The sequence below is a fragment of the Geofilum sp. OHC36d9 genome (assembly GCF_052400685.1).
In the GTDB taxonomy this organism is placed as follows: Bacteria; Bacteroidota; Bacteroidia; order Bacteroidales; family Marinilabiliaceae; genus CAZHHH01.
The window spans coordinates 91579-112461 of record NZ_JBQTGJ010000002.1; the positions used below are offsets into that span (position 1 = coordinate 91579).

A 20883-nucleotide genomic window follows, 5' to 3' on the forward strand; every position below is an offset into this window, starting at 1 on the left:
CAATCAATTGATTACACCAATTCCTTCACCAAATCAGCCGCTTCTTTTAGTGTTACCGCCGAGTAAACCTTGAGCCCTGAGCCATCAATCACATCCTTACCTTCCTGTGCATTGGTTCCCTGCAATCGAACAATAACCGGCACCGTTATGTCACCCAACTTTTTATAGGCTTCCACAACACCATTAGCCACCCGGTCGCAACGAACAATACCCCCGAAAATATTAATCAATACCGCTTTCACATTCGGGTCCGCTAAAATAATTTTAAGACCTGCCTCCACTGTCTCAGCATTGGCGCCTCCGCCTACATCCAAAAAATTAGCAGGATGCCCACCCGACAATTTAATAACATCCATGGTGGCCATTGCAAGACCGGCCCCGTTTACCATACACCCTACATTACCATCTAATTTCACAAAATTAAGATTATTTGCAGCGGCCTCGACTTCTGCCGGGTCTTCTTCAGCCAAATCGCGCATGGCCTCAATCTCAGGATGTCGGAACAAAGCACTGTCATCAAGATTAACCTTGGCATCCACCGCTAAAATTAAATCATCGGTCGTTTTAAGTACTGGATTTATTTCAAACAAAGACGCATCAATAGCAATATAGGCGTTGTATAATTTCTCAACGAAAGCGACCATTCGCTTGGCAACAACTCCCGTCAAGCCCAAATTATAGGCAATACGTTTTCCCTGAAAAGGCAAAATCCCCATCCCTGGCTCTATCGTCTCCCGAAAAATCTTTTCAGGACGTTCAGCGGCAACCACTTCGATTTCCACGCCACCTTCGGGCGAATAGACAATCACATTACGGCCGGTTTTACGATCGAGCAGAATGCTCAGATAATACTCTGCACGCTCCGAAGGACCAGGATAGTAAACATCCTGAGCAACCAACACCTTATGAACCACCTTGCCCTGAGAACCTGTTTGTGGCGTCACCAATGTCATTCCGATCATGTCACCCGCTATTTTGCGAACCTCATCCATACTCTTAGCCAACTTAACGCCGCCACCCTTCCCGCGGCCACCAGCATGAATCTGGGCTTTTATAACCCACCACTGTGTACCCGTTTGTGACTTTAGTGCGGCTGCAGCTTCTACAGCCTCGGCAGCCGATGAGGCGACCATCCCTTCCTGAATGGTGACACCATACTTTTTCAAAATACCTTTTGCCTGAAACTCATGAATATTCATAAAACACCTATTTTATTACTATTAAACGACTCATCTTAATATATAACAACGATTATAAACCCAACAACGATCAGTGTCAGCAAGAAACCATCTTCCTTTTGTTATACTCACTTTCAAAACAAGCATTTACACAAATGCAAAGTCACATTTCTCAAACGACGGAAGCCACAAATTTGACCTTTCTTGCTCAAGCGTCTGAATTTATAAACAAACACTAATTAACATTAAACCAACAGAACGCAAACAGGTTCAACAGTTTCTCCAGATTACTTAATTAGTATCAGCAAGAAAACACCATTTTTATCATTACGCTCACCTCCAAACGGGTCATTTACAATAAAAAAATCACATTTACTGAATTGCGAAAGCCTCAAAAATGAAGCTTTCGTATCTGCCGCAAAAGTTGTCGGACTAACACAAATCAAGTTAAGAAAAAACAGTCACCTGATAAACTCATTATTCTTATTATTTTTGCAGACTAACAATCAGACCATGCGCAAACTAAAAATAACAGAATTAAACCGTCTTACGACACAAGAATTTAAGAACACACAAAAACATCCGGTCGTGGCAGTCCTTGACAATATAAGAAGCTTGAACAACGTAGGCAGCATTTTCAGGACGTCGGATGCCTTTAAACTCGAATCTCTGTTTTTATGTGGCATCACAGCCACTCCACCTCACAACGATATACACAAAACAGCTTTGGGTGCCGAAGATGCCGTAACCTGGCAGTACTTTGAAAAGACCGAAGAAGCGGTAAAACTATTAAAAGCAAACGGGTACATTACAATTGCTGTGGAACAGGTTGATACCAGCGTCCCGCTAACTGATTTTGTCCCCGACAGCCATAAAAAATACGCCCTCATTCTGGGAAACGAAGTTAAAGGGGTGCAACAATCGGTCATCGACCTGTGCGATATGTCGCTGGAGATACCACAATTTGGCACCAAGCATTCGCTAAACGTCTCCGTTTCGGCCGGAATTGTAATTTGGGAAACGGTCAAACACCTGATTCAAAAATAATTGATCAACACCCCACAATGGCTGGTATCCGTCCACGTGCTTTTGTCAGACATTTACAAGCCAGTGCGTGAAAGTATAACGTCGGCGCTATACCTGTCCTAGAAATAACCATTTACCACAATAGACTCACAATTTCCGGGCTGCGCAAGCCTTAAAAATGAAGCTTTATTATCGGTCACTAAAATTTCATGACAAGTACGAACTGAGAATTGTAGAATCCGTGAACCTTATTATCGAATTTTTGTTTAGAATTTGAAACCCGAAGACAATGGGCCAGAACAATAATTTGTCTAAGTGCATAGTCAGTCCGGTATTTCAAACCATAACAACACAATTACAACCGCTGCAATACAATGAAAAAACAATAACATTCAATGTATTACAGCAACAAAAGCATTACGAATATAATGAACAAGGAACAATTTGCAGACAGTACCAAACTCATTGCAAATTAATGAAAGTTCATTCGATCATTAAAAATTAAATGACACGCGGATGAAACAATCATGTTTGCGAAAAAACAGCAACACTGATAAATAGCAAACGTGACGTTCCCTCCGGTCTATACAAACAAATTATACACGGATGAAATACGATTTATTAGTCATTGGAAGTGGCCCCGGTGGTTATGTAGCAGCCATCAGGGCATCACAGTTAGGTTTAAAGACAGCGGTAATTGAACGCTCCGAACTGGGTGGAATATGCTTAAACTGGGGCTGTATCCCAACCAAATCATTATTAAAAAGCGCGCAGGTCTTTGAATATCTCAACCACGCCTCCGATTATGGTGTGACAATTGACGGGACTGCCAAAGCAGACTTTAGCTCCATGGTAAAACGCAGCCGAAACGTCGCCAACGGCATGAGCAAAGGCATTCAGTTTTTGTTCAAAAAGAATAAAATTGATGTCATAGAAGGGACTGCCAAACTCACGTCTGATAAGAAGGTGCAGGTCACCAAAGCCGACGGCTCATCAGAAATCATGGAATCACCACACATTCTGCTGGCCACCGGTGCTCGTAGTCGTGAGTTGCCCAACCTGCCACAGGACGGTAAAAAAGTGATCGGCTACCGACAGGCGCTCACACTTGATAAACAACCAGAGTCGATGGTTGTGGTGGGCTCAGGAGCCATAGGAAGTGAATTTGCCCACTTCTACAGCACCATTGGAACCAAAGTAACCCTGGTAGAGTATCTCGATAACATTGTTCCCGTTGAAGACGAAGAGGTCTCAAAACAACTGGCTCGTTCGTTTAAGAAAAACGGAATTGATGTGCAGACCAGCTCAGAAGTAACATCAGTTAACACCTCCGGGAAAAAAGTGAAAGTTACCATCAAAAATAAAAAGGGTAAAGAGACAACCATTGAAACCGACATTGTGCTTTCGGCTGTAGGCATCACGCCCAATATTGAAAATATAGGATTGGAAGAGGCCGGTGTAGCCGTTGAAAAGGGAAGAGTGAAAGTGGATAAATTCTACGAGACATCCGTCAAAGGCATCTATGCCATTGGCGACATTGTACCGGGTCAGGCATTGGCTCATGTAGCTTCTGCCGAAGGCATCATCTGCGTAGAAAAAATTGCCGGGCAAACGCCCGAACCGCTTAACTACGGTAATATCCCGGGTTGTACCTATACCTCGCCCGAAGTGGCATCGTTGGGAATGACCGAAAAAGCAGCCAAAGAAGCCGGATTTGAACTAAAAGTAGGGAAATTTCCTTTCTCAGCATCGGGTAAAGCCAGCGCTGCCGGCCACAAAGATGGCTTTGTGAAACTTATTTTCGATGCCAAATACGGCGAACTGCTGGGCGCTCATCTGATTGGTGCCAACGTTACCGAAATGATTGCTGAATTAGTGACGGCCCGTAAGCTTGAAACCACAGGTCACGAAATCATCAAATCAGTGCATCCTCACCCTACAATGTCTGAAGCTATTATGGAAGCAGCTGCGGCAGCCTATGGTGAAGTAATACATATATAATGCTTGCAAGAAAAAGCCAACTTCTGCGTTATGCTTGTCCTCAAAATGATCATTTACGGAAGTAAACTCACATTTTTCGGACTTCGCAAGCCTTGAATTTGAACATTTCTTATCAAGCACTTGAGTTTAGGATTCACTCCGACAACCTGTTTAAGCGTATTATTAATTAAATATCAACACGTTAAAAAGTACAAATTCAATAAAATAAACTTTTTGGAGTGGACTCCGTTTTATAACATTTTTGTATCTGTAACGCCATGTTCTAATCGACATGGCGTTATATTTAAAAACCATCCCATAGCCAAAATAATCCGGCAAAAGACAAAACCAAAACAAACAACAAAATAAACTTCCATAAAAACCGTTTCATAGGGAGCGTTTGTTATTAAAACCGACTCACTATCTTTACACCATGAAGCAGTTTTATCACATTCTAATAATAGTTCTGATCGTCATTATCACTTTGCCATTGGGCGGTTGTTCGGGCACCGGACACATGGGAAAGGCTAAAAAGACGTACGACATAGGCGAGTACTACCGGGCCGCCGGCTCACTTAACCGCGTGTACCGACGTGAAAAAAACAAATATTATAAAGGTGAAATTTCATATTATTTAGGTCACAGTTACAGACGCACCAACCAACCGCGACGGGCTGCTTCGGCTTTTAGCAGAGCCATACGCTATGAGTATCCCGAAATAAAGACATTACTGTATCAGGCACAGGAACTGCAAAAAACAGGAAAATTTGAAGATGCAATAATACTTTATGACCAATATATGGCCGAAGTATTTGGCGATCAGCTGGCCTATAATGGCAAAGCCTCCTGCAATCTGGCTCTCAATCCACCTCCACCAACGCGCCATAAGATTGAAGAACAGCGGAAACTAAACTCACGTAACAGCGATTTTTCGCCATTTATAGCCCCCGACGACCCGTCGCAGATCTATTTCACCTCTTTGCGCAATGAAAAGAAAAAACGCCGACAAGAAAGTCATATTACAGGCCAGGGCTATTCGACCATTTATACGGTCATTCAAAATTCACGGGGCGAATGGATGACGCCTGAACTGTTAATGGAAGAAGAGGCCAATGCCCAATGGGAAGATGGCGTATTATCTATCACTGCCGATGGTCGGGAAGCCTATTTCACCCGCACCCGTTTCGACAGCCCCGAACCATTAGGCGCCGAAATATGGACCATCAAAAAAATGGGAGGCCGCTGGGGTAATGCAACGAAAGTTGTTTTGGGACCCGATAGCCTGATCTATGCACATCCCGCTGTTTCGCCGGATGGAAACACCCTTTATTTTGTCTCTGACATGCCCGGAGGCAAAGGCGGAAAAGACATCTGGACGGCCTTTCGCGATGGCGATAACTGGGGCGTTCCCGTTAATTTGGGTCCAGACATCAACACCGCCGGCGATGAAATGTTCCCGTACGTCAGAGACAACGGGCTGCTCTATTTCAGCTCAAACGGACAAATCGGTTATGGCGGACTTGATATTTTTGAAGCAGAACATATCGAAGACGACCGGTGGAAAATTCAGAATATGGGACAACCCATCAACTCCATGAGCGACGATTTTGGCATCACCTTTCACCAAAACCGCGAAGCCGGTTATTTCAGCAGTTCACGCAATAACAGCAGAGGCATCGACAATATTTTCTCCTTTGAAATACCTGTCATTCAACCCGTTTTCAGCGGATTGGTATCCATCGGTGATCAGCAGCCTTTACCTGAAAATACCAAAGCACGCATCATAGGTACCGAAGGCACAAATACCACCATCAAAATACAGCCTTCAGGCATCTTCAATGTACTGCTAAAACCCGATAACGATTACATCATACAGATTTCAGCGCCTGGTTATTACAACCACACCGAAAAAATAAATACCAATGGACTCACCGAAAGCAAGAAATTTGAGATACAAATCAATCTAAAACCAATCACACAAAATGTACCTTAAGAAACGGCCCGGTAAACTTAAGGTCAATTTAAGGGGAAATATGATGCCAGACTAAAACCAAAAGAGAAACTCAAAAATTAAATTTTCAGATATGCCGCAGGCATTATCGGGCAAGTAGCATTAAAAAACAGAATTAGCCATAGCGCATAAAAATGGCCACAGACAAGGGAACACGGGGTATAACAGACCATACAACGTAAACTTTATGAGTCAAACAACGAACAAGGTTGATGATACCAAAAGATTGTGTTATTTTTGCACTTCGAATTTCCACCAAACAAAACGCACACCGTGAGCTCAGAATCCAGATACAACAGACGAGGTGTTTCGGCATCCAAAGAAGATGTACATCAGGCCATCCAAAACATTGACAAGGGTTTATTCCCAAAAGCATTTTGCAAAATAATACCCGACATATTGGGCGGCGACGATAATTGGTGCAACATCATGCACGCCGACGGCGCCGGCACCAAATCAACGCTGGCCTACCTTTACTGGCGGGAAACCGGCGATCTGTCGGTTTGGAAAGGAATTGCCCAGGATGCCATCATTATGAACGTTGACGACCTGCTGTGCGTTGGAGCAACCGACAATATACTGCTTTCGTCGACCATTGGGCGCAACAAACATCTGATTCCCGGAGAAGTCGTATCGGCCGTCATCAATGGCACAGAAGAAGTGCTTCAACAACTGCGCGATGCCGGTATCTCCATCTACTCAACAGGAGGCGAAACAGCTGATGTGGGAGATTTGGTGCGCACCATCATTGTTGATTCAACAGTGACCTGCCGCATGAAACGCGAAGATGTCATCTCGAATCATCACATCCAGCCCGGCGATGTCATCGTAGGCTTATCATCATTCGGACAAGCCACCTACGAAGAACAGTACAACGGAGGCATGGGTAGCAACGGCCTCACGTCGGCACGCCACGACGTATTTGCCAACTACCTGGCCGAAAAATATCCTGAGAGCTACGATCCACATGTGCCAGCCGACCTGGTATATGCCGGTCACTACAAACTTACCGAAGCCATCGAAAACCTCGGCGTAAATGCAGGCCAGCTGGTTCTTTCACCCACCCGCACCTACGCGCCGGTAGTGAAAAAAATTCTGCAAAATCACCGCCACGACATCCATGGGATGGTCCATTGCTCCGGCGGCGCACAAACCAAAGTGCTTCATTTTGTTGACAATCTTCACATTATAAAAGACAATCTGTTTGACGTACCCCCGTTATTCCGCATCATTCAAAAAGAATCGGGAACCCCATGGAGTGAAATGTACAAAGTATTTAACATGGGTCATCGCATGGAATTCTATGTCAAACCGGAAATGGCACAGGTCATTATTGACATGGCAGCCACGTTTAACATCGAGGGACAGATTGTTGGACGTTGCGAAGCGGCCGACAAGGCACATCTAACCATTAAAAGCGAATTTGGACAGTTTGAGTATTAGGTACGCTCACCATATGCCCTACCAAACCAAACCCAACCAAAAATGCTTTTACAATAACACAAACAACCACGTTTATGGCAATTAATAATTCACTGTTAGAGAAACTGGAAGCCATCAGGCTGCGCTTCGAAGAAATAGGTCAACAAATTACCGATCCGGAGGTGATTGCTAACACCAAAAAATATATAAAACTAAATAAGGAATACCGTGATCTGGAAGATCTGGTAAACGTCTCCAAAGAATATAAAAACCTAATAACCAACATCCAGAGCACCAAAACGCTTTTAAAAGATGAGAGCGATGAGGAAATGCGTGAGATGGCGCGTGCTGAGCTCGATGAAATGGAGGAAAAATTACCGGCCATGGAAGAAGATATTAAAATTCTTCTATTGCCGTCCGATCCACAGGATGGTAAAAATGCTGTGGTCGAAATACGTTCGGGAACAGGCGGTGACGAAGCCAGTATTTTCGCCGGTGATTTATTCCGTATGTACACCAAATTCTGCGAACGCAAAGGCTGGAAAGTGGAAGTAACCCACGTATCCGAAGGTACTGCCGGCGGATATAAAGAGGTTGTTTTTAACGTAACCGGGAATGGCGTTTACGGCGTGCTTAAATACGAATCGGGCGTGCACCGTGTTCAACGCGTACCACAAACCGAGACACAGGGTCGGGTTCATACTTCTGCTGCATCGGTAGCTGTTCTGCCTGAGGCCGAAGAATTTGATGTGGTGGTTCGTACCGAAGATATTCGCAAAGACACCTACTGCTCATCAGGACCGGGCGGACAATCGGTGAACACCACCTACTCAGCCATCCGGCTGACGCACATACCAACCGGTATTGTGGTTACCTGTCAGGATCAAAAATCACAGCTCAAAAATCTGGATAAAGCCATGATAGAGTTGCGCACACGTATCTACAACCTGGAATACCAAAAATACCTGGATGAAATATCCTCCAAACGGAAAACCATGGTTTCAACCGGCGACCGGTCGGCCAAGATACGAACCTACAATTATCCGCAAGGTCGAGTAACCGATCACCGCATCAATTACACGATTTATAACTTACCCGCGGTAATCGACGGTGACATTCAGGGGTTAATTGATCGCCTGCAGATGGAAGAAAACGCTGAACGACTGAGAGAAAGCGAAATGTAACCAAAAACAACAATTGGCTGTTGTTAAAAATAAAAACCTGTAAAATTAGATTTTTCGACACAACAAGGTCTGTATCAAAAACGCTTAAATCTTTATAAACTCACGAATATTTAGACGTAACAGCATAAAAAACAAACACCATGACATCAGCAGAACTTTTCGAACAAATCAAAATCAAAAAAAGCTTTTTGTGCGTCGGACTCGATACCGATATACAAAAGATACCCCGTTTCCTAATGGACACTTCCGACCCTGTGTTTGCTTTCAATAAAGAAATTATTGATGCAACACACGATTTGGCCGTCGCTTACAAACCCAACCTTGCCTTTTACGAAAGTCTGGGCGTTAACGGCTGGAACAGTCTCGAAAAAACGGTTAACTACATTCGTTATAACTATCCCGATCTGTTCATCATAGCCGATGCCAAACGCGGTGACATAGGCAACACATCCAGCCTTTATGCCCGCGCTTTTTTCGATGCCATGGAATTCGACGCCGTAACGGTAGCCCCATACATGGGCGAAGACTCCGTAAAACCGTTTCTGACCTATGTGGACAAATGGGTTATTCTGTTGGCCCTGACCTCCAACAAAGGCGCCGACGATTTTCAGTATATGAACGAAAACAATGAACGCCTGTTTGAGCGGGTTATTAAAACATCCAGTAAATGGGGCAATGAAGGCAACATGATGTATGTGGTTGGTGCCACCCGTGCCGGGATGTTGTCCGACATTCGTAAAATCATTCCCAACCACTTCCTTTTGGTGCCCGGCGTTGGGGCCCAGGGCGGAAGCCTGGCAGAAGTGGCCCGTCATGGGTTAAACAGCCAATGTGGCTTGCTGGTCAACTCGTCGCGACAAATTATATATGCCGGCGAAGGCAACGACTTTGCCCGGAAAGCACGTGCGGCTGCCAATACTGTGCGTGATGAAATGGCAGAGTTACTGAAAGAAAAAGGAATTCTTTAATTTAAAATTCAGCCGGCCGCGAAACAATCGTTATCGGCCGGCTGATGCCAATGCCGGTCCACCGGCCTATGCCTCCCTCAATATTGGTCTCCATCGAAGAACCATTAAACGAAAACGGATCTTCCAAAGCTTCCACATCTTCAAAGAAACTTTTTATTACGCGATACGAGATGGAATCGACCGCACCCGGAATCAGGCTTATGGTGTCATTCAAAGCATATTCATATTCCGGATATGAGGAATTGTAATACGAGTTGTTGGAATCAAATAAATAAACCCTGATTTCACGAACCCTGTATAATTTGTGCAGCACCAGTCCCTCCCCGGGATCTATCTTCACACAACCGTACTGACTCGGATGATAATTCTCATTAGCCAAAGCACTCCTGACACGCGGGAAAAGATAAATTGGCTGCCGGTCGGAACTCAAAACAGTATACGCCGGAATACCGGTACTGTCGGACATGACCCGGTAACCCGCATCAGAAACCACCGGCGGCTGAGGAATGGTTGTTGTGGCCGTGGCCGTTTTTCCGCCCGTTTCCACTTTAATATCATACCGCACGCCAACCTCGCCTTTGATTGAGATGCTGCGGTAAACAAACGGAGGGAAAGAAGCATCGCCCTTAAATATTGTAAGAACCTCCTCCTGGCCTTTTGAGGAGGAAAGTGTAATTTTTGCATAATTCAAAAATGTGGCAGCAATAGAGGCAGAATCGTAGTGCGTTAAAAATGGCGAACTCATGGTCAGATAGATGTGAGCATACTGACCATTTTCAATATAGCCATCTACCACAATCTTTGACTCGTAATCAGGCTGTCCTAAGTCTATATCGTTGGTACAGGATATAAAAGCCAGAACAAGTGCTATCAGAGAAAAAAATTTCATATCAACGTTATTTTAAAACTTAAAACGCCACCCTATTGATGGAAGTATCGGGAACAAGGAAACCTGCGATCCCCTGACATCCATATCATACGGACTATCGCCCAGGTATACTTTATAAAACAGAAAATAAGGATTTGCCCGGTTGTAAACATTCATCACCGAAAAGACAAGTGTCGACTCTTTAAATCGTTGGCTTTTAAGTGCCATGGTCAGCGATAAATCCAGCCGATGATACACCGGCATCCTGAAATTGTTATAGCCATCGTAATCGTTCATCACGGTACCCATGAGCCACATCCGGCCCGAAGGCAAGGTGATATTATTGCCGGATGCCAGGACAAAAAACGCCGAAAAATCAAGTCCTTCCTTCAATTTATACGTCCCTGTAAGCGCCAAATCATGCGTTCGGTCGAACTTATCACGAAACCATCGGCCCTGGTCAATTGAATTAAACGAGCGCTCAGATCTTAGCCAGGTGTAATTCACCGTTCCTGTGAACCGTCCTTCTCTCTTCTTCCCACTAATTTCCAGACCATACGCGCGTCCTTTCCCAACAAAAAAGTGATCTTCAAAAACAGGCACCTCATCATCCTCACTAACACTAAAAATCACCTGGTTATCCATCATTTTGGCAAACACTTCCGACGTCAACAAAAAAGCAGGTCTCTCATAATAATAGCCCAATGAAAACTGATAACCCTTCTGCGGCTTCAAAAAAGGCGTTGACATCATCCATATATCGTTGGGCAGTGGCAACGAACTAATACTGGCCAGATGAACCATTTGAAGCTGACGGGCGCCGGCCAGCTTAAAACGGTGGTGTGGTTGCGGTTGCCATTGTACCGACACCGAAGATGAAAACCCCCGAAACTTCTTATTTTGATGCCATTCACTTTCTGAATATTCCGAACCGCTATAATCCGGAAAAGCATCAGGCGCAATACTCACGTAATTGTGCAGACGCAGGCCGCCATACAATGTAAATTGAGGCGACAACGCGTAGGCATCATCCACAAAAACATCAATCTGTTGATTTCTGAAACGATTGTAATAAACAGAACTGTCGTTGTCGATTACCGACAACATATCCTGCGGTACCGACCAATAGTTAAACATCTTTACCCCCCACGATAAATGGTGCTTCCCGATAATGTGCAAATCTTCGGCCTGCAAAAACAAGCGCTTGTGTGAATTTTTAAAGGACACCAAATAATCCATCACATTACCGTGAAAGGCCGACCACGCCTCTGTATAGCCAATACGGACCAGAAACCGGTGCGAGGCATTAACCTGCTGCTTCCAATCCATTGTAAAAGCTTTATTCCCAAAATCGGTGGCAACGCCATAATCGGCTAAAGCATCTTTAAGATAAAAGGCATCAGCACCCAGATACCAGTTAAAAGATAATAACGCAGAACTGCGCGGCTGGTAAACCAAACGTCCGTTAAAATCATAAAAAGAATAAGCACTCGTATTAAAATAGTTCTTATCATCGGCAACCACCAGCTTCGAAAGCTGCTCGTAAAACTCAAGAAAACTCCGTCGGGCCCCAACCGACACACCCCACTTTTGATTTTTGGAATGCTGAACCAGAGCCAGGCCTGATGTTAGCATACCAAGAGACCCCATCACTTGCTGATCGGAACGCAATGGATCAACCGAAACAACAGAGATAACCGACGAGATGCGTTCGCTCAAAGCGGCCGGCGCATGGCCCTTATAAACCTCTGCTTTTTGCGTTAGCAAAGGATTAAATACCGAATACAGCCCCATCAGGTGCATGGGGCTCATCAATTCCATGCCATCGAGTAATATCATATTTTGACCGGGCGCACCTCCCCTTACAAATACTTCGCCAACACCTTCACTGACGGTCTGAACGCCCGGCAACGTCTGAATGGCCTTTACAACATCCGCTTCGCCCAAAAAAGCAGGCATCCCTATAATCTCCTTTTTACTGATGGTTGCCTGCCCCGGTAAAACGCGACTGCCCCGACCAGCCCCCACACCCTTAATCTCGACCTCTCCGGTGCGTATGGATCGCTGATTAAGACGTATGGTGATCGTGTCCGGCAACCGATCATCAACACTTATCATCTGCAGGTAATAGGCAATATGCTCAAATCCGATGAGGTCGCCCGCCCCAATACCGCAGAACAAAAACCGGCCTAAACTATCCGATAAAACACCGGCTGAGGAGGCTTCATTATAGATGTGAACATCGCTTACAGGCCTTCCGGAAACGTCGTCAATAACCCTTCCTGTTATGCACCGGGTCTGAGCATATACAGACGAAGCAGAGCACATCAATAATATTAAAAAAATAACTATAGATCGTTCCTTTTGCATCCAGAAAAAATTACCGGCATCAGAAAAATGGAAAGTATAAATAATCGGCTCAGGAAACAAACAGAATTAACACATCGTCCTTCCGTCAGAAAACATAAATTAATAAGGTATGACATCAATATAATACAATGATGCACGACTGAATTCCCTGGCTTCAAGAAAAAAACAAAACCACCATAATAATTTATGATGGCACGTCAACAAACGCAATCCTAAAAAATATAACCAATTGATAATCGGAGTCCATAAGCCACTTCCGACACTGTTTCATCGTAAGTTTCTATTTCCCGCGTTATGAAATTAACATAGTCAAACTTCTTAAAAGTCCATGAATGACCAACTCCAAATGCAAATTCAAAATTAAACTTCTTCCCTATATTTCGCCTTAAACCATATGTTGGGATGAGATTAAAGGATGAATAAACCTCTGTATTTTTTGCAATAGCAAAACCTCCTGCGGTATATCCAACATTAACAGACAGATAATTGCCACTATTGCCATCAATTCTCTTATTCAACCTGTTTCGGCGCTTAAAATTATAGTAGAATCTTGGCTCCAGATTTATATTGGGAATAATGGCCCAATAATTTGAGGCATCAATTCCGCCGCCACCCGACCAGCCGTACGAAAAGCCAATTTCACTTCTTAATGCAAGAGAATTAGTTAACCGATATTCATTGTATAAAGAAATTGGATAAATGCCTAACTGTACGCCCCAGACACTCTTCTCTACACCTGCATCCTGCGCAGAAGCCTTAACTATTAAACACAGCAAAACCACTGCTATGATCACTCTTCTCATAAATGCCTTATTATGATGTGAAAACCAAAAAGTAAGTAAATTGAAACCGACTCATGAATGGCCGATCACTAAAAGCCCTGAAAAGTCTGAATATTATACGCTAAACATCCATCCCTTTCAGGGCTGCAAATTTTATTTCAATTTTCGCCACCAGTTTTACCGGGGGCTATTCAAAATTCATCCTTTTGCCATAGTTTACAGGTCTCTTCGGAATGAAAATCTCTTATTCATTCTCCAACGACTCCATAAAATCAGAAACAGTCTCAATCAACTGCGTAAATCCGGTTTGAAAATAAGATTCATCCATATAAGACCCGTCGCTAAACGCCATCCGCAGAGAGTAATCCCAATACCACATATCTTCGTAACCCTCAATCTCATAAGCATAAAAATCGCTGGTGGCAATAGTCTCGTCTGAATCAGAAAGCTTCAACACCACTTTCACATTTGAATTCAGAGCCTCGGCCATAGCGCGAGCGTCTGCTTCGGTTTCAATGGCTATATTAACCTCTTTGGTGTCCGCAATAAAATTTTTCCAGTTGGCGTAGCCGGTCAACACATAATTTCCGATAGTAAGTGACACATTCGAGGCTTCCAAAAAATCAAAACCGGGAATCTGATCGATTCCCGTTGAAGCCGGAAGATCATCATAGGCAAAAGAACCTTCACTGTCAAAATGCATGACAAGCAAATCGGTGCCATCCACCTTTAACGACTGATCCAAAGAAACGGAAGTATCACTGCGCGACAGCATATATGTGATTTCATAATTTTCAATGGTCAGCACTTCCGACAGGCTTGTGGGAACATTATCCGAATCGTAAAGAGCTGTAAACTCCTCCCTGATTAAAATCTCATCGTCAAGCGACAATGTTATGACAGCCGACTTTACCAAATCAGAAACAACGTCTTCCATCTCTGAATTACTAACAGTTTCATACGTTACGTCATGCAGCGAAACAGTCACTTCCCCTTCGTCTGAATTAAATTTATAAGTAACCTGATCTGTGGCATCGGTTCGTTCCCAGTCCTCTTCTTCGGCCACATAAGTATAAATACCGGCTGCCTCATTAAAAGTCTCCATGAAAGAAAAAGCCGCATCGTCATCAAATCCGGATTTAAGCAGCAACACTGCGCCATTGTCACTCTTCAGCGCAGCCATTGATTGTACCGAAGACTTGAAAAAAGAGTCAGACGTTCCGGTTATTTCCATTAAGTCGGCGAACTCCTGAACCAAATTCATTGCTTTGAGATCTTTCATCCCTTCGAGTGAATCAAACACCTTAAGCGCCTCATCTTCCATCATTTCTTTGTTCTCCTGCGGAGTCAAATCACTGTACTTCTCATTGTTGTCATCATCATTACATCCCACAAAAACCGAAGCTAAAAGTGGAACCATTAAAAATTTAGTAAAGTTCATTTTTTTTGATTATAGGTTATGTAATAGATCGTGCTTGCCCGAAAATACTTGTGGCAAAAAACAAAAGCTTCATTATTGTATTTAGGAACTCTCTTATTTTAATAATTAAAGACTTATCACAAATTTAATTTTTTATTTGAAACCCCACATCTTATTCGTTACATAAAAAACCAACCATTATGCTACTGGCTGCACCACGGGAGGCAGGCATGCAAAAAAGTATAATCCACAGCGTATCAGAACCTGATTTCAAAGTCCGACATCGGTATTACGCCTGCTTTTTAAATGGGCACTCACCATGGTAAACCCAAATTTTACGGACTGCACAAGCCGTTAATTTCAAATTTACAGCCAAAGCCCAACATTAAAAAGAGAGGCTAACTACCTACTAATTACGTTAATGTACAAAATCAGGCCCTTTATCAAAAAAAACACGACATCAGTCAATTTTTCAAAAGCTACTTCGTTCTAAAACATTAAATTGAGATATAAAATCATCATTCAGAGATGATTTCAACTTAATTATTAACCTGCCCTCATGGGCTAAATTTTTTATTATGTCACTTTTTTATAATAAAATTCAGCGCAAGAATCCCAGGAATCCGGAAGAACCCGCAAAATGGTATCTATCGTTACGAAGCACCGGCCTGGTAAAAGAAGAAGAGGTGGCCAAACGCATCGCCGACGAAACCACCCTCAACCCCAAAGAGGCCGAAATGTCGTTGGCACAACTCGAAAAAGTTCTGATACAGGCCTTACTCAACGGACAAACAGTTCAACTGGGAACGTGGGGTTCGTTCTATCTCACCCTTAACAGTGAAGGGGTTGAATCGGAAGATGAAGTCTCAGCTTCTCAAGTCAAAAAAATCAACCTCCGCTTTTCAGCCGGAAAATCCATCAAGGAGGCCATTGCCAAAGCCTCTTTTAAAGATGTGGATAGCTTAACCAAATAAACAAAAGTGCCCAACTCCTCATAAAGAGTTGGGCACTTGATTTAAACAAGATCAACCCATCCCCCGCAACGACATCAAGACTTCAACAAAATGAGATCAAGACCTCGATGAAACGAGATCAAGACCTCGACGAAACGACATCAAGACTTCGACGAAACGACATCAAGACTTCGACAAAACGAGATCAAGACCTCAACGAAACGACATCAAGACCTCGACGAAACGACATCAAGACCTCGACAAAACGAGATCAAGACCTCGACGAAACGACATCAAGACCTCGACGAAACGAGATCAAGACCTCGACAAAACGAGATCAAGACCTCGACACGACGAGATCAAGACTTCGACAAAACGAGATCAAGACTTCGACGAAACGACATCAAGACTTCGACGAAACGACATCAAGACTTCGACACGACGACATCAAGACTTCGACGAAACGAGATCAAGTTCTCAACGAAATGGATTAACAAAAAAAGATTAAAAACCACCCGTAACCATCTTCAAAAAAAAGCAACATCGGTGTTGCACCTGCTCATTAAATGATCGTTCAACAAAGTAAACGCACATTACCCGAACCGGGCAAGCCCCGAATTTGAACATCATCGCTCAAACGCCCTCCTTTAGGGCCTGACAATCAACACCCCACGCAACCATCAGTCAACCGAATGAAGTCCAAAATTTATCGGAAATCAGAATCCGTTCCAAAACAACCGAACCACAGCACCTCCCGATCACTAAAAAGCCTCCAAATTAATTCACAAAAAAGAATCACCACTTTATTTAGCCCATAAAAATTTTGTTATCAATCAATATTTCAATAACTTAGGAGCAAACATAGCCCACTGACCTGCCAAAAACAGGCTGTAACAGCTCAACTTAACATTTAACCTTATGTCTGAAGATTTTATGCATTACCTGTGGCAATTCAGGCTTTACCAACCCGGATTATACACCACCACCCAGGGTGAATCTCTTGAAATTATTCACCCCGGAATTCCCAACACCGATTCAGGGCCCGATTTTTTCAACGCGAAAATAAAAATTGATGGCACGCTCTGGGCCGGCAATGTTGAGTTGCATTTAAAAGCATCCGATTGGTTCCGTCACCACCATGAAACCGACAAAGCCTACAACAACGTCATACTGCATGTGATACTTGAAAACGACGACACAGCCACCACCACCTCAGGTCTGACCCCTCCGGCCTGGCTGATGCCGGTAGAAGAAACAATGCGAAACAAATACCTGCAACTATACTTCAGCCCCGACTGGGTGGCCTGTGCCCCGCATCTCAAAAATCTTTCGACCTTCAACCTAAGCCTCTGGCTGGAACGCATTCTCGTGGAAAAACTGGAGCATAAAATGAAACGGATTGACGCCCTGCTGCATAGTACACAAAACAATTGGGACGAAGTATTTTTCACCCTGCTGTGTCGTAATTTTGGCTTTGGAATAAATGGCGATCCCTTTGAGCGGCTGGCCCGAAATACGCCCTGGACCATCATCCAAAAAAACCGCGACGACATCATACGACTGGAATCGCTTTTTCTGGGACAAGCCGGCTTCCTGAGCAATCTGGTAGAAGAGGACGAATACACCGCCATCCTCGCCCGCGAATATAAAGTATTGGCTGCCAAATACCACTTAAGGGCCATTGAATCGCACCACTGGAAATTTATGCGATTGCGGCCCTCCAACTTCCCGACCATCCGCTTAATGCAGCTGGCTGCACTCTTTCACAAAGAAACCCTGACCCTCGACAAGGTATTAACCGCCGAAACCATTGAAGAACTAACGGCCATCATAGAGGTGCCGCTGTCGGGTTACTGGCAGAACCATTACCGGCCCAATGTAAGCTCAAAAAATACCATCAAAAATCTGGGTAAAAGTTCACGCCAATTAATCATCATCAACACATTGGTTCCAATCATCTTCGCCTATGGCCGGTATCACGACCAACAGCCGCTGTGTCAAAAAGCACTGCAATGGCTTTATTTACTGCCGCCCGAACAAAACAGCCTGATCAACCAATGGCAAAAACAGGGCATACACCCCATTAATGCAGCGCAAACACAAGCACTGGTACACCTCAAAAGAGCCTATTGCCAGCACAAAAAATGCTTACACTGCAAAATTGGCCATATCGTTCTGTCAACAGGTTAACTTCTCATTAACAAAACACAACCAGCCCAACTACAATCGTTATAACCTTTAACGACTGACTGCGTAGCATGGCATAATTTCTGCATAAAAAACACAACCTGAAATCTTTTTATTAGATTTGTATCACTGCATCAAAAATGACTTTAAACAACAACATTTAATAAAATATCAACCTATTATGAAACAATTAACCATCGTACTGCTATTATTTACAATGCTGCCCTGGGCCTCAGCTCAAACTGCCAGTCCGGCCCTAAAGTTCAACGAAAAGATTCATGATTTTGGAGACATAAAAGAGGATGCCGGTCCGGTGGCTTACACCTTCGAGTTCACCAACACAGGCCAACAGCCCCTTGTAATTCATAATGTGCGTTCATCGTGTGGTTGCACCACGCCCGAGTGGACACGTCAACCCGTTCTTGCGGGCCAAAAAGGCACCATAAAAGCCACCTTCGATCCCCGCAACCGTCCGGGTAACTTTAACAAATCCATTACCATCAGCTCCAATGCCGAAAATCCGACCGAAGTGTTGCGTATTGTAGGTAATGTGTTGCCGCGCAAAAAAACCATCGAAGACATCTATCCCCGTCAGATGGGCGATATTCGTCTGAAATCATCTCACCTGTCCTTTACGAGAGTGACGCCCGGCTCAAAGAAAAATGAGAGCATGGAAATCATCAACACCTCTTCAGAACCGGCCACCATCACCTTCAACCAGGTACCCAAACATATCACCGTACAAGTGGTACCGGCTACCTTAAAGCCAGGCGAAAAAGGAACCATTAAAGCCTCTTTTGACGCTTCAAAAATCGACGACTGGGGATTTGTTGTTGATCAGCTTTACATGGCGATCAACGGCAAACAACTAAAAGATGGCCGTTTGAGCATCAGCGCCACCATTGAAGAAGATTTTAGCAGTTGGACAGAAGCACAACTGGCCAATGCTGCCGACATACAGTTTAGTGAAACCAGCTACGACTTCGGCGAAATCAAATCGGGCGATGTGGTATCTCATACATTTGTGGTAACCAACAAAGGAAAATCCAACCTGATTCTGCGCAAGGTCAGAGCCTCCTGTGGCTGCACGGCAACACAACCCGATAAGGAAGTCATTGCCCCCGGCGAAACAGCCAACATCAAAGCCACCTTTAATTCACGTGGACGCTCAGGACGCCAAAATAAATCCATCACGGTTTATTCCAACGACCCGAAGAAAAGTACCATGTTACTTCGTCTATCGTCAACCGTAGTAAGCCAATAAACAAAAGAGGGGATTAAGAAGAAAAAAAACACTACAACCAATTGGCACAGCACCCATTATTTTCTTCGTACAAAAATCCCCTCATTTTTTTTGAACCCACGTTATTCTTTCAACGTTATTACCCCTGAAAGAAACAATCATTATTAATCATGCCGTTTACGCACGATATGGAACACATCGAAAACGACCACATATACAAAGGCCTTTCAGTAAACAAAGGGGTAGAACCACTGCCATCAGTCAATCCAACAGCTGCTCAGCGTTTTTTAAAAAACAAACGTAAAAACCGTACGGTTGAAGAGTATATTGACGGCATACTGTCGGGTGATGTAACCATATTAAGTCAGGCTGTCACCTTAATTGAGAGTTCGTTACCGCAACATCAGGAAAAAGCCCGGGAAATCATTCTCAAATGCCTGCCATACGCGGGTAAATCCCTCCGATTGGGCATCACCGGCGTTCCCGGCGCAGGCAAAAGCACATTCATTGAAGCACTGGGCACACATCTGATCGAAGCAGGGTCCAAACTGGCCGTACTGGCCATTGATCCAAGCAGCGAACGAACCAAAGGCAGCATTCTGGGCGACAAAACACGCATGGAAACACTCTCGTCGATGCCCAATGCGTACATCCGCCCTTCGCCATCGGCCGGCTCACTGGGCGGCGTTGCACGTAAAACACGTGAGACCATCATTTTATGCGAAGCAGCAGGCTACGACACTATTTTTATTGAAACCGTTGGCGTAGGACAAAGCGAAACAGCGGTTCACTCAATGGTCGATTTCTTTTTACTCATACTGATTGCTGGCGCCGGCGATGAATTACAAGGCATTAAACGAGGCATTATGGAGATGGCCGATGGCATCGCCATTAACAAAGCCGACGGACAAAACCTGCAAAAAGCACAACTGGCAAAAGCCCAGTACCGCAATGCCCTGCATCTGTTTCCTGCCACCCGTTCGGGTTGGATACCTCGGGTTGAAACCTGCTCATCGTTAAATTCAGGCGGCGTAGAAACAATCTGGAAAATGATTCGCGAATATATTGACCATGTGAAACAAAATAAATACTTCGAACAAAACAGAAAAGAACAAGCACGCTACTGGATGTACGAAACCATCAACGAAAGTCTCAAAAATAATTTCTATCAAAATTCGTTGATTAAAGAGAAAATTCCCACCTTTGAAGCAATGGTAAACAATGATGAGATGAGTTCTTTTGAAGCAGCCCGTCGGTTATTGGAAAGCTATTACACAAAATCATAATGATA

The 20883-nt window shown here is 44.1% G+C and carries 15 protein-coding genes; 10 read left to right on the forward strand and 5 right to left on the reverse strand.

The window, feature by feature from the left end; translation table 11 throughout:
• Nucleotides 1-11: 11 nt before the first annotated feature.
• The gene (gene sucC, locus ACT3CD_RS03255; protein WP_444642899.1) at nucleotides 12-1199 is read right to left on the reverse strand and encodes an ADP-forming succinate--CoA ligase subunit beta; all 1188 of its coding nucleotides are present in this window, start codon (nucleotides 1197-1199) and stop codon (nucleotides 12-14) included.
• Between the two features lie 492 nt (nucleotides 1200-1691).
• Here sucC and ACT3CD_RS03260 point away from each other — a divergent pair, with 492 nt between their 5' ends.
• From ACT3CD_RS03260 to pyrF, 6 genes are all read left to right on the forward strand, one after another.
• Nucleotides 1692-2225 carry an RNA methyltransferase gene (locus ACT3CD_RS03260; protein WP_444642901.1) on the forward strand — a complete coding sequence of 178 codons (534 nt, stop codon included), beginning with the start codon at nucleotides 1692-1694 and terminating at the stop codon, nucleotides 2223-2225.
• A gap of 585 nt (nucleotides 2226-2810) precedes the next feature.
• Nucleotides 2811-4205, forward strand: coding sequence for a dihydrolipoyl dehydrogenase (gene lpdA, locus ACT3CD_RS03265; protein ID WP_444642902.1), 1395 nt, complete (start codon nucleotides 2811-2813; stop codon nucleotides 4203-4205).
• A 412-nt stretch (nucleotides 4206-4617) separates the two neighbouring features.
• The gene (locus ACT3CD_RS03270) at nucleotides 4618-6177 is read left to right on the forward strand and encodes a hypothetical protein (protein WP_444642904.1); all 1560 of its coding nucleotides are present in this window, start codon (nucleotides 4618-4620) and stop codon (nucleotides 6175-6177) included.
• 291 nt (nucleotides 6178-6468) lie between these two features.
• A complete protein-coding gene (locus ACT3CD_RS03275; protein ID WP_444642906.1) occupies nucleotides 6469-7638 on the forward strand; it encodes an AIR synthase related protein in 1170 nt (389 codons plus the stop codon).
• Between the two features lie 74 nt (nucleotides 7639-7712).
• Nucleotides 7713-8801, forward strand: coding sequence for a peptide chain release factor 1 (prfA, locus tag ACT3CD_RS03280; RefSeq protein WP_444642908.1), 1089 nt, complete (start codon nucleotides 7713-7715; stop codon nucleotides 8799-8801).
• Between the two features lie 140 nt (nucleotides 8802-8941).
• Nucleotides 8942-9769: an orotidine-5'-phosphate decarboxylase gene (pyrF, locus tag ACT3CD_RS03285; protein WP_444642910.1), complete on the forward strand. Its 828-nt coding sequence runs from the start codon at nucleotides 8942-8944 to the stop codon at nucleotides 9767-9769.
• Nucleotide 9770: 1 nt separating this feature from the next.
• Here pyrF and ACT3CD_RS03290 read toward each other — a convergent pair whose 3' ends face one another.
• From ACT3CD_RS03290 to ACT3CD_RS03305, 4 genes are all read right to left on the reverse strand, one after another.
• A complete protein-coding gene (locus ACT3CD_RS03290; protein WP_444642912.1) occupies nucleotides 9771-10658 on the reverse strand; it encodes a DUF4249 family protein in 888 nt (295 codons plus the stop codon).
• Between the two features lie 12 nt (nucleotides 10659-10670).
• Entirely contained in the window at nucleotides 10671-13007 is a 2337-nt protein-coding gene (locus ACT3CD_RS03295) for a TonB-dependent receptor (protein WP_444642914.1), read from the reverse strand.
• Nucleotides 13008-13219: 212 nt separating this feature from the next.
• Nucleotides 13220-13810: a hypothetical protein gene (locus ACT3CD_RS03300; RefSeq protein WP_444642916.1), complete on the reverse strand. Its 591-nt coding sequence runs from the start codon at nucleotides 13808-13810 to the stop codon at nucleotides 13220-13222.
• A 223-nt stretch (nucleotides 13811-14033) separates the two neighbouring features.
• A complete protein-coding gene (locus tag ACT3CD_RS03305; RefSeq protein ID WP_444642918.1) occupies nucleotides 14034-15230 on the reverse strand; it encodes a hypothetical protein in 1197 nt (398 codons plus the stop codon).
• A gap of 557 nt (nucleotides 15231-15787) precedes the next feature.
• On the opposite strand from ACT3CD_RS03305, the gene ACT3CD_RS03310 reads away from it, so the two are divergent.
• The 4 genes from ACT3CD_RS03310 (at nucleotide 15788) to meaB (ending at nucleotide 20878) form a co-directional block, all read left to right on the forward strand.
• Entirely contained in the window at nucleotides 15788-16183 is a 396-nt protein-coding gene (locus tag ACT3CD_RS03310) for an HU family DNA-binding protein (protein WP_444642920.1), read from the forward strand.
• 897 nt (nucleotides 16184-17080) lie between these two features.
• A complete protein-coding gene (locus ACT3CD_RS03315; RefSeq protein ID WP_444642922.1) occupies nucleotides 17081-18352 on the forward strand; it encodes a DUF2851 family protein in 1272 nt (423 codons plus the stop codon).
• Nucleotides 18353-18530: 178 nt separating this feature from the next.
• Nucleotides 18531-19613: a DUF1573 domain-containing protein gene (locus ACT3CD_RS03320; RefSeq protein WP_444642923.1), complete on the forward strand. Its 1083-nt coding sequence runs from the start codon at nucleotides 18531-18533 to the stop codon at nucleotides 19611-19613.
• Between the two features lie 149 nt (nucleotides 19614-19762).
• The gene (meaB, locus tag ACT3CD_RS03325; RefSeq protein WP_444642925.1) at nucleotides 19763-20878 is read left to right on the forward strand and encodes a methylmalonyl Co-A mutase-associated GTPase MeaB; all 1116 of its coding nucleotides are present in this window, start codon (nucleotides 19763-19765) and stop codon (nucleotides 20876-20878) included.
• Nucleotides 20879-20883 lie beyond the last annotated feature (5 nt).

What these genes read in the sequence shown, in the direction of transcription:
- sucC (WP_444642899.1), bottom strand. Translation starts at nt 1,199, where the DNA reads ATGAATATTCATGAGTTTCAGGCAAAAGGTATTTTGAAAAAGTATGGT.
- ACT3CD_RS03260 (WP_444642901.1), top strand. Translation starts at nt 1,692, where the DNA reads ATGCGCAAACTAAAAATAACAGAATTAAACCGTCTTACGACACAAGAA.
- lpdA (WP_444642902.1), top strand. Translation starts at nt 2,811, where the DNA reads ATGAAATACGATTTATTAGTCATTGGAAGTGGCCCCGGTGGTTATGTA.
- ACT3CD_RS03270 (WP_444642904.1), top strand. Translation starts at nt 4,618, where the DNA reads ATGAAGCAGTTTTATCACATTCTAATAATAGTTCTGATCGTCATTATC.
- prfA (WP_444642908.1), top strand. Translation starts at nt 7,713, where the DNA reads ATGGCAATTAATAATTCACTGTTAGAGAAACTGGAAGCCATCAGGCTG.
- pyrF (WP_444642910.1), top strand. Translation starts at nt 8,942, where the DNA reads ATGACATCAGCAGAACTTTTCGAACAAATCAAAATCAAAAAAAGCTTT.
- ACT3CD_RS03290 (WP_444642912.1), bottom strand. Translation starts at nt 10,658, where the DNA reads ATGAAATTTTTTTCTCTGATAGCACTTGTTCTGGCTTTTATATCCTGT.
- ACT3CD_RS03295 (WP_444642914.1), bottom strand. Translation starts at nt 13,007, where the DNA reads ATGCAAAAGGAACGATCTATAGTTATTTTTTTAATATTATTGATGTGC.
- ACT3CD_RS03300 (WP_444642916.1), bottom strand. Translation starts at nt 13,810, where the DNA reads ATGAGAAGAGTGATCATAGCAGTGGTTTTGCTGTGTTTAATAGTTAAG.
- ACT3CD_RS03305 (WP_444642918.1), bottom strand. Translation starts at nt 15,230, where the DNA reads ATGAACTTTACTAAATTTTTAATGGTTCCACTTTTAGCTTCGGTTTTT.
- ACT3CD_RS03310 (WP_444642920.1), top strand. Translation starts at nt 15,788, where the DNA reads ATGTCACTTTTTTATAATAAAATTCAGCGCAAGAATCCCAGGAATCCG.
- ACT3CD_RS03315 (WP_444642922.1), top strand. Translation starts at nt 17,081, where the DNA reads ATGTCTGAAGATTTTATGCATTACCTGTGGCAATTCAGGCTTTACCAA.
- ACT3CD_RS03320 (WP_444642923.1), top strand. Translation starts at nt 18,531, where the DNA reads ATGAAACAATTAACCATCGTACTGCTATTATTTACAATGCTGCCCTGG.
- meaB (WP_444642925.1), top strand. Translation starts at nt 19,763, where the DNA reads ATGCCGTTTACGCACGATATGGAACACATCGAAAACGACCACATATAC.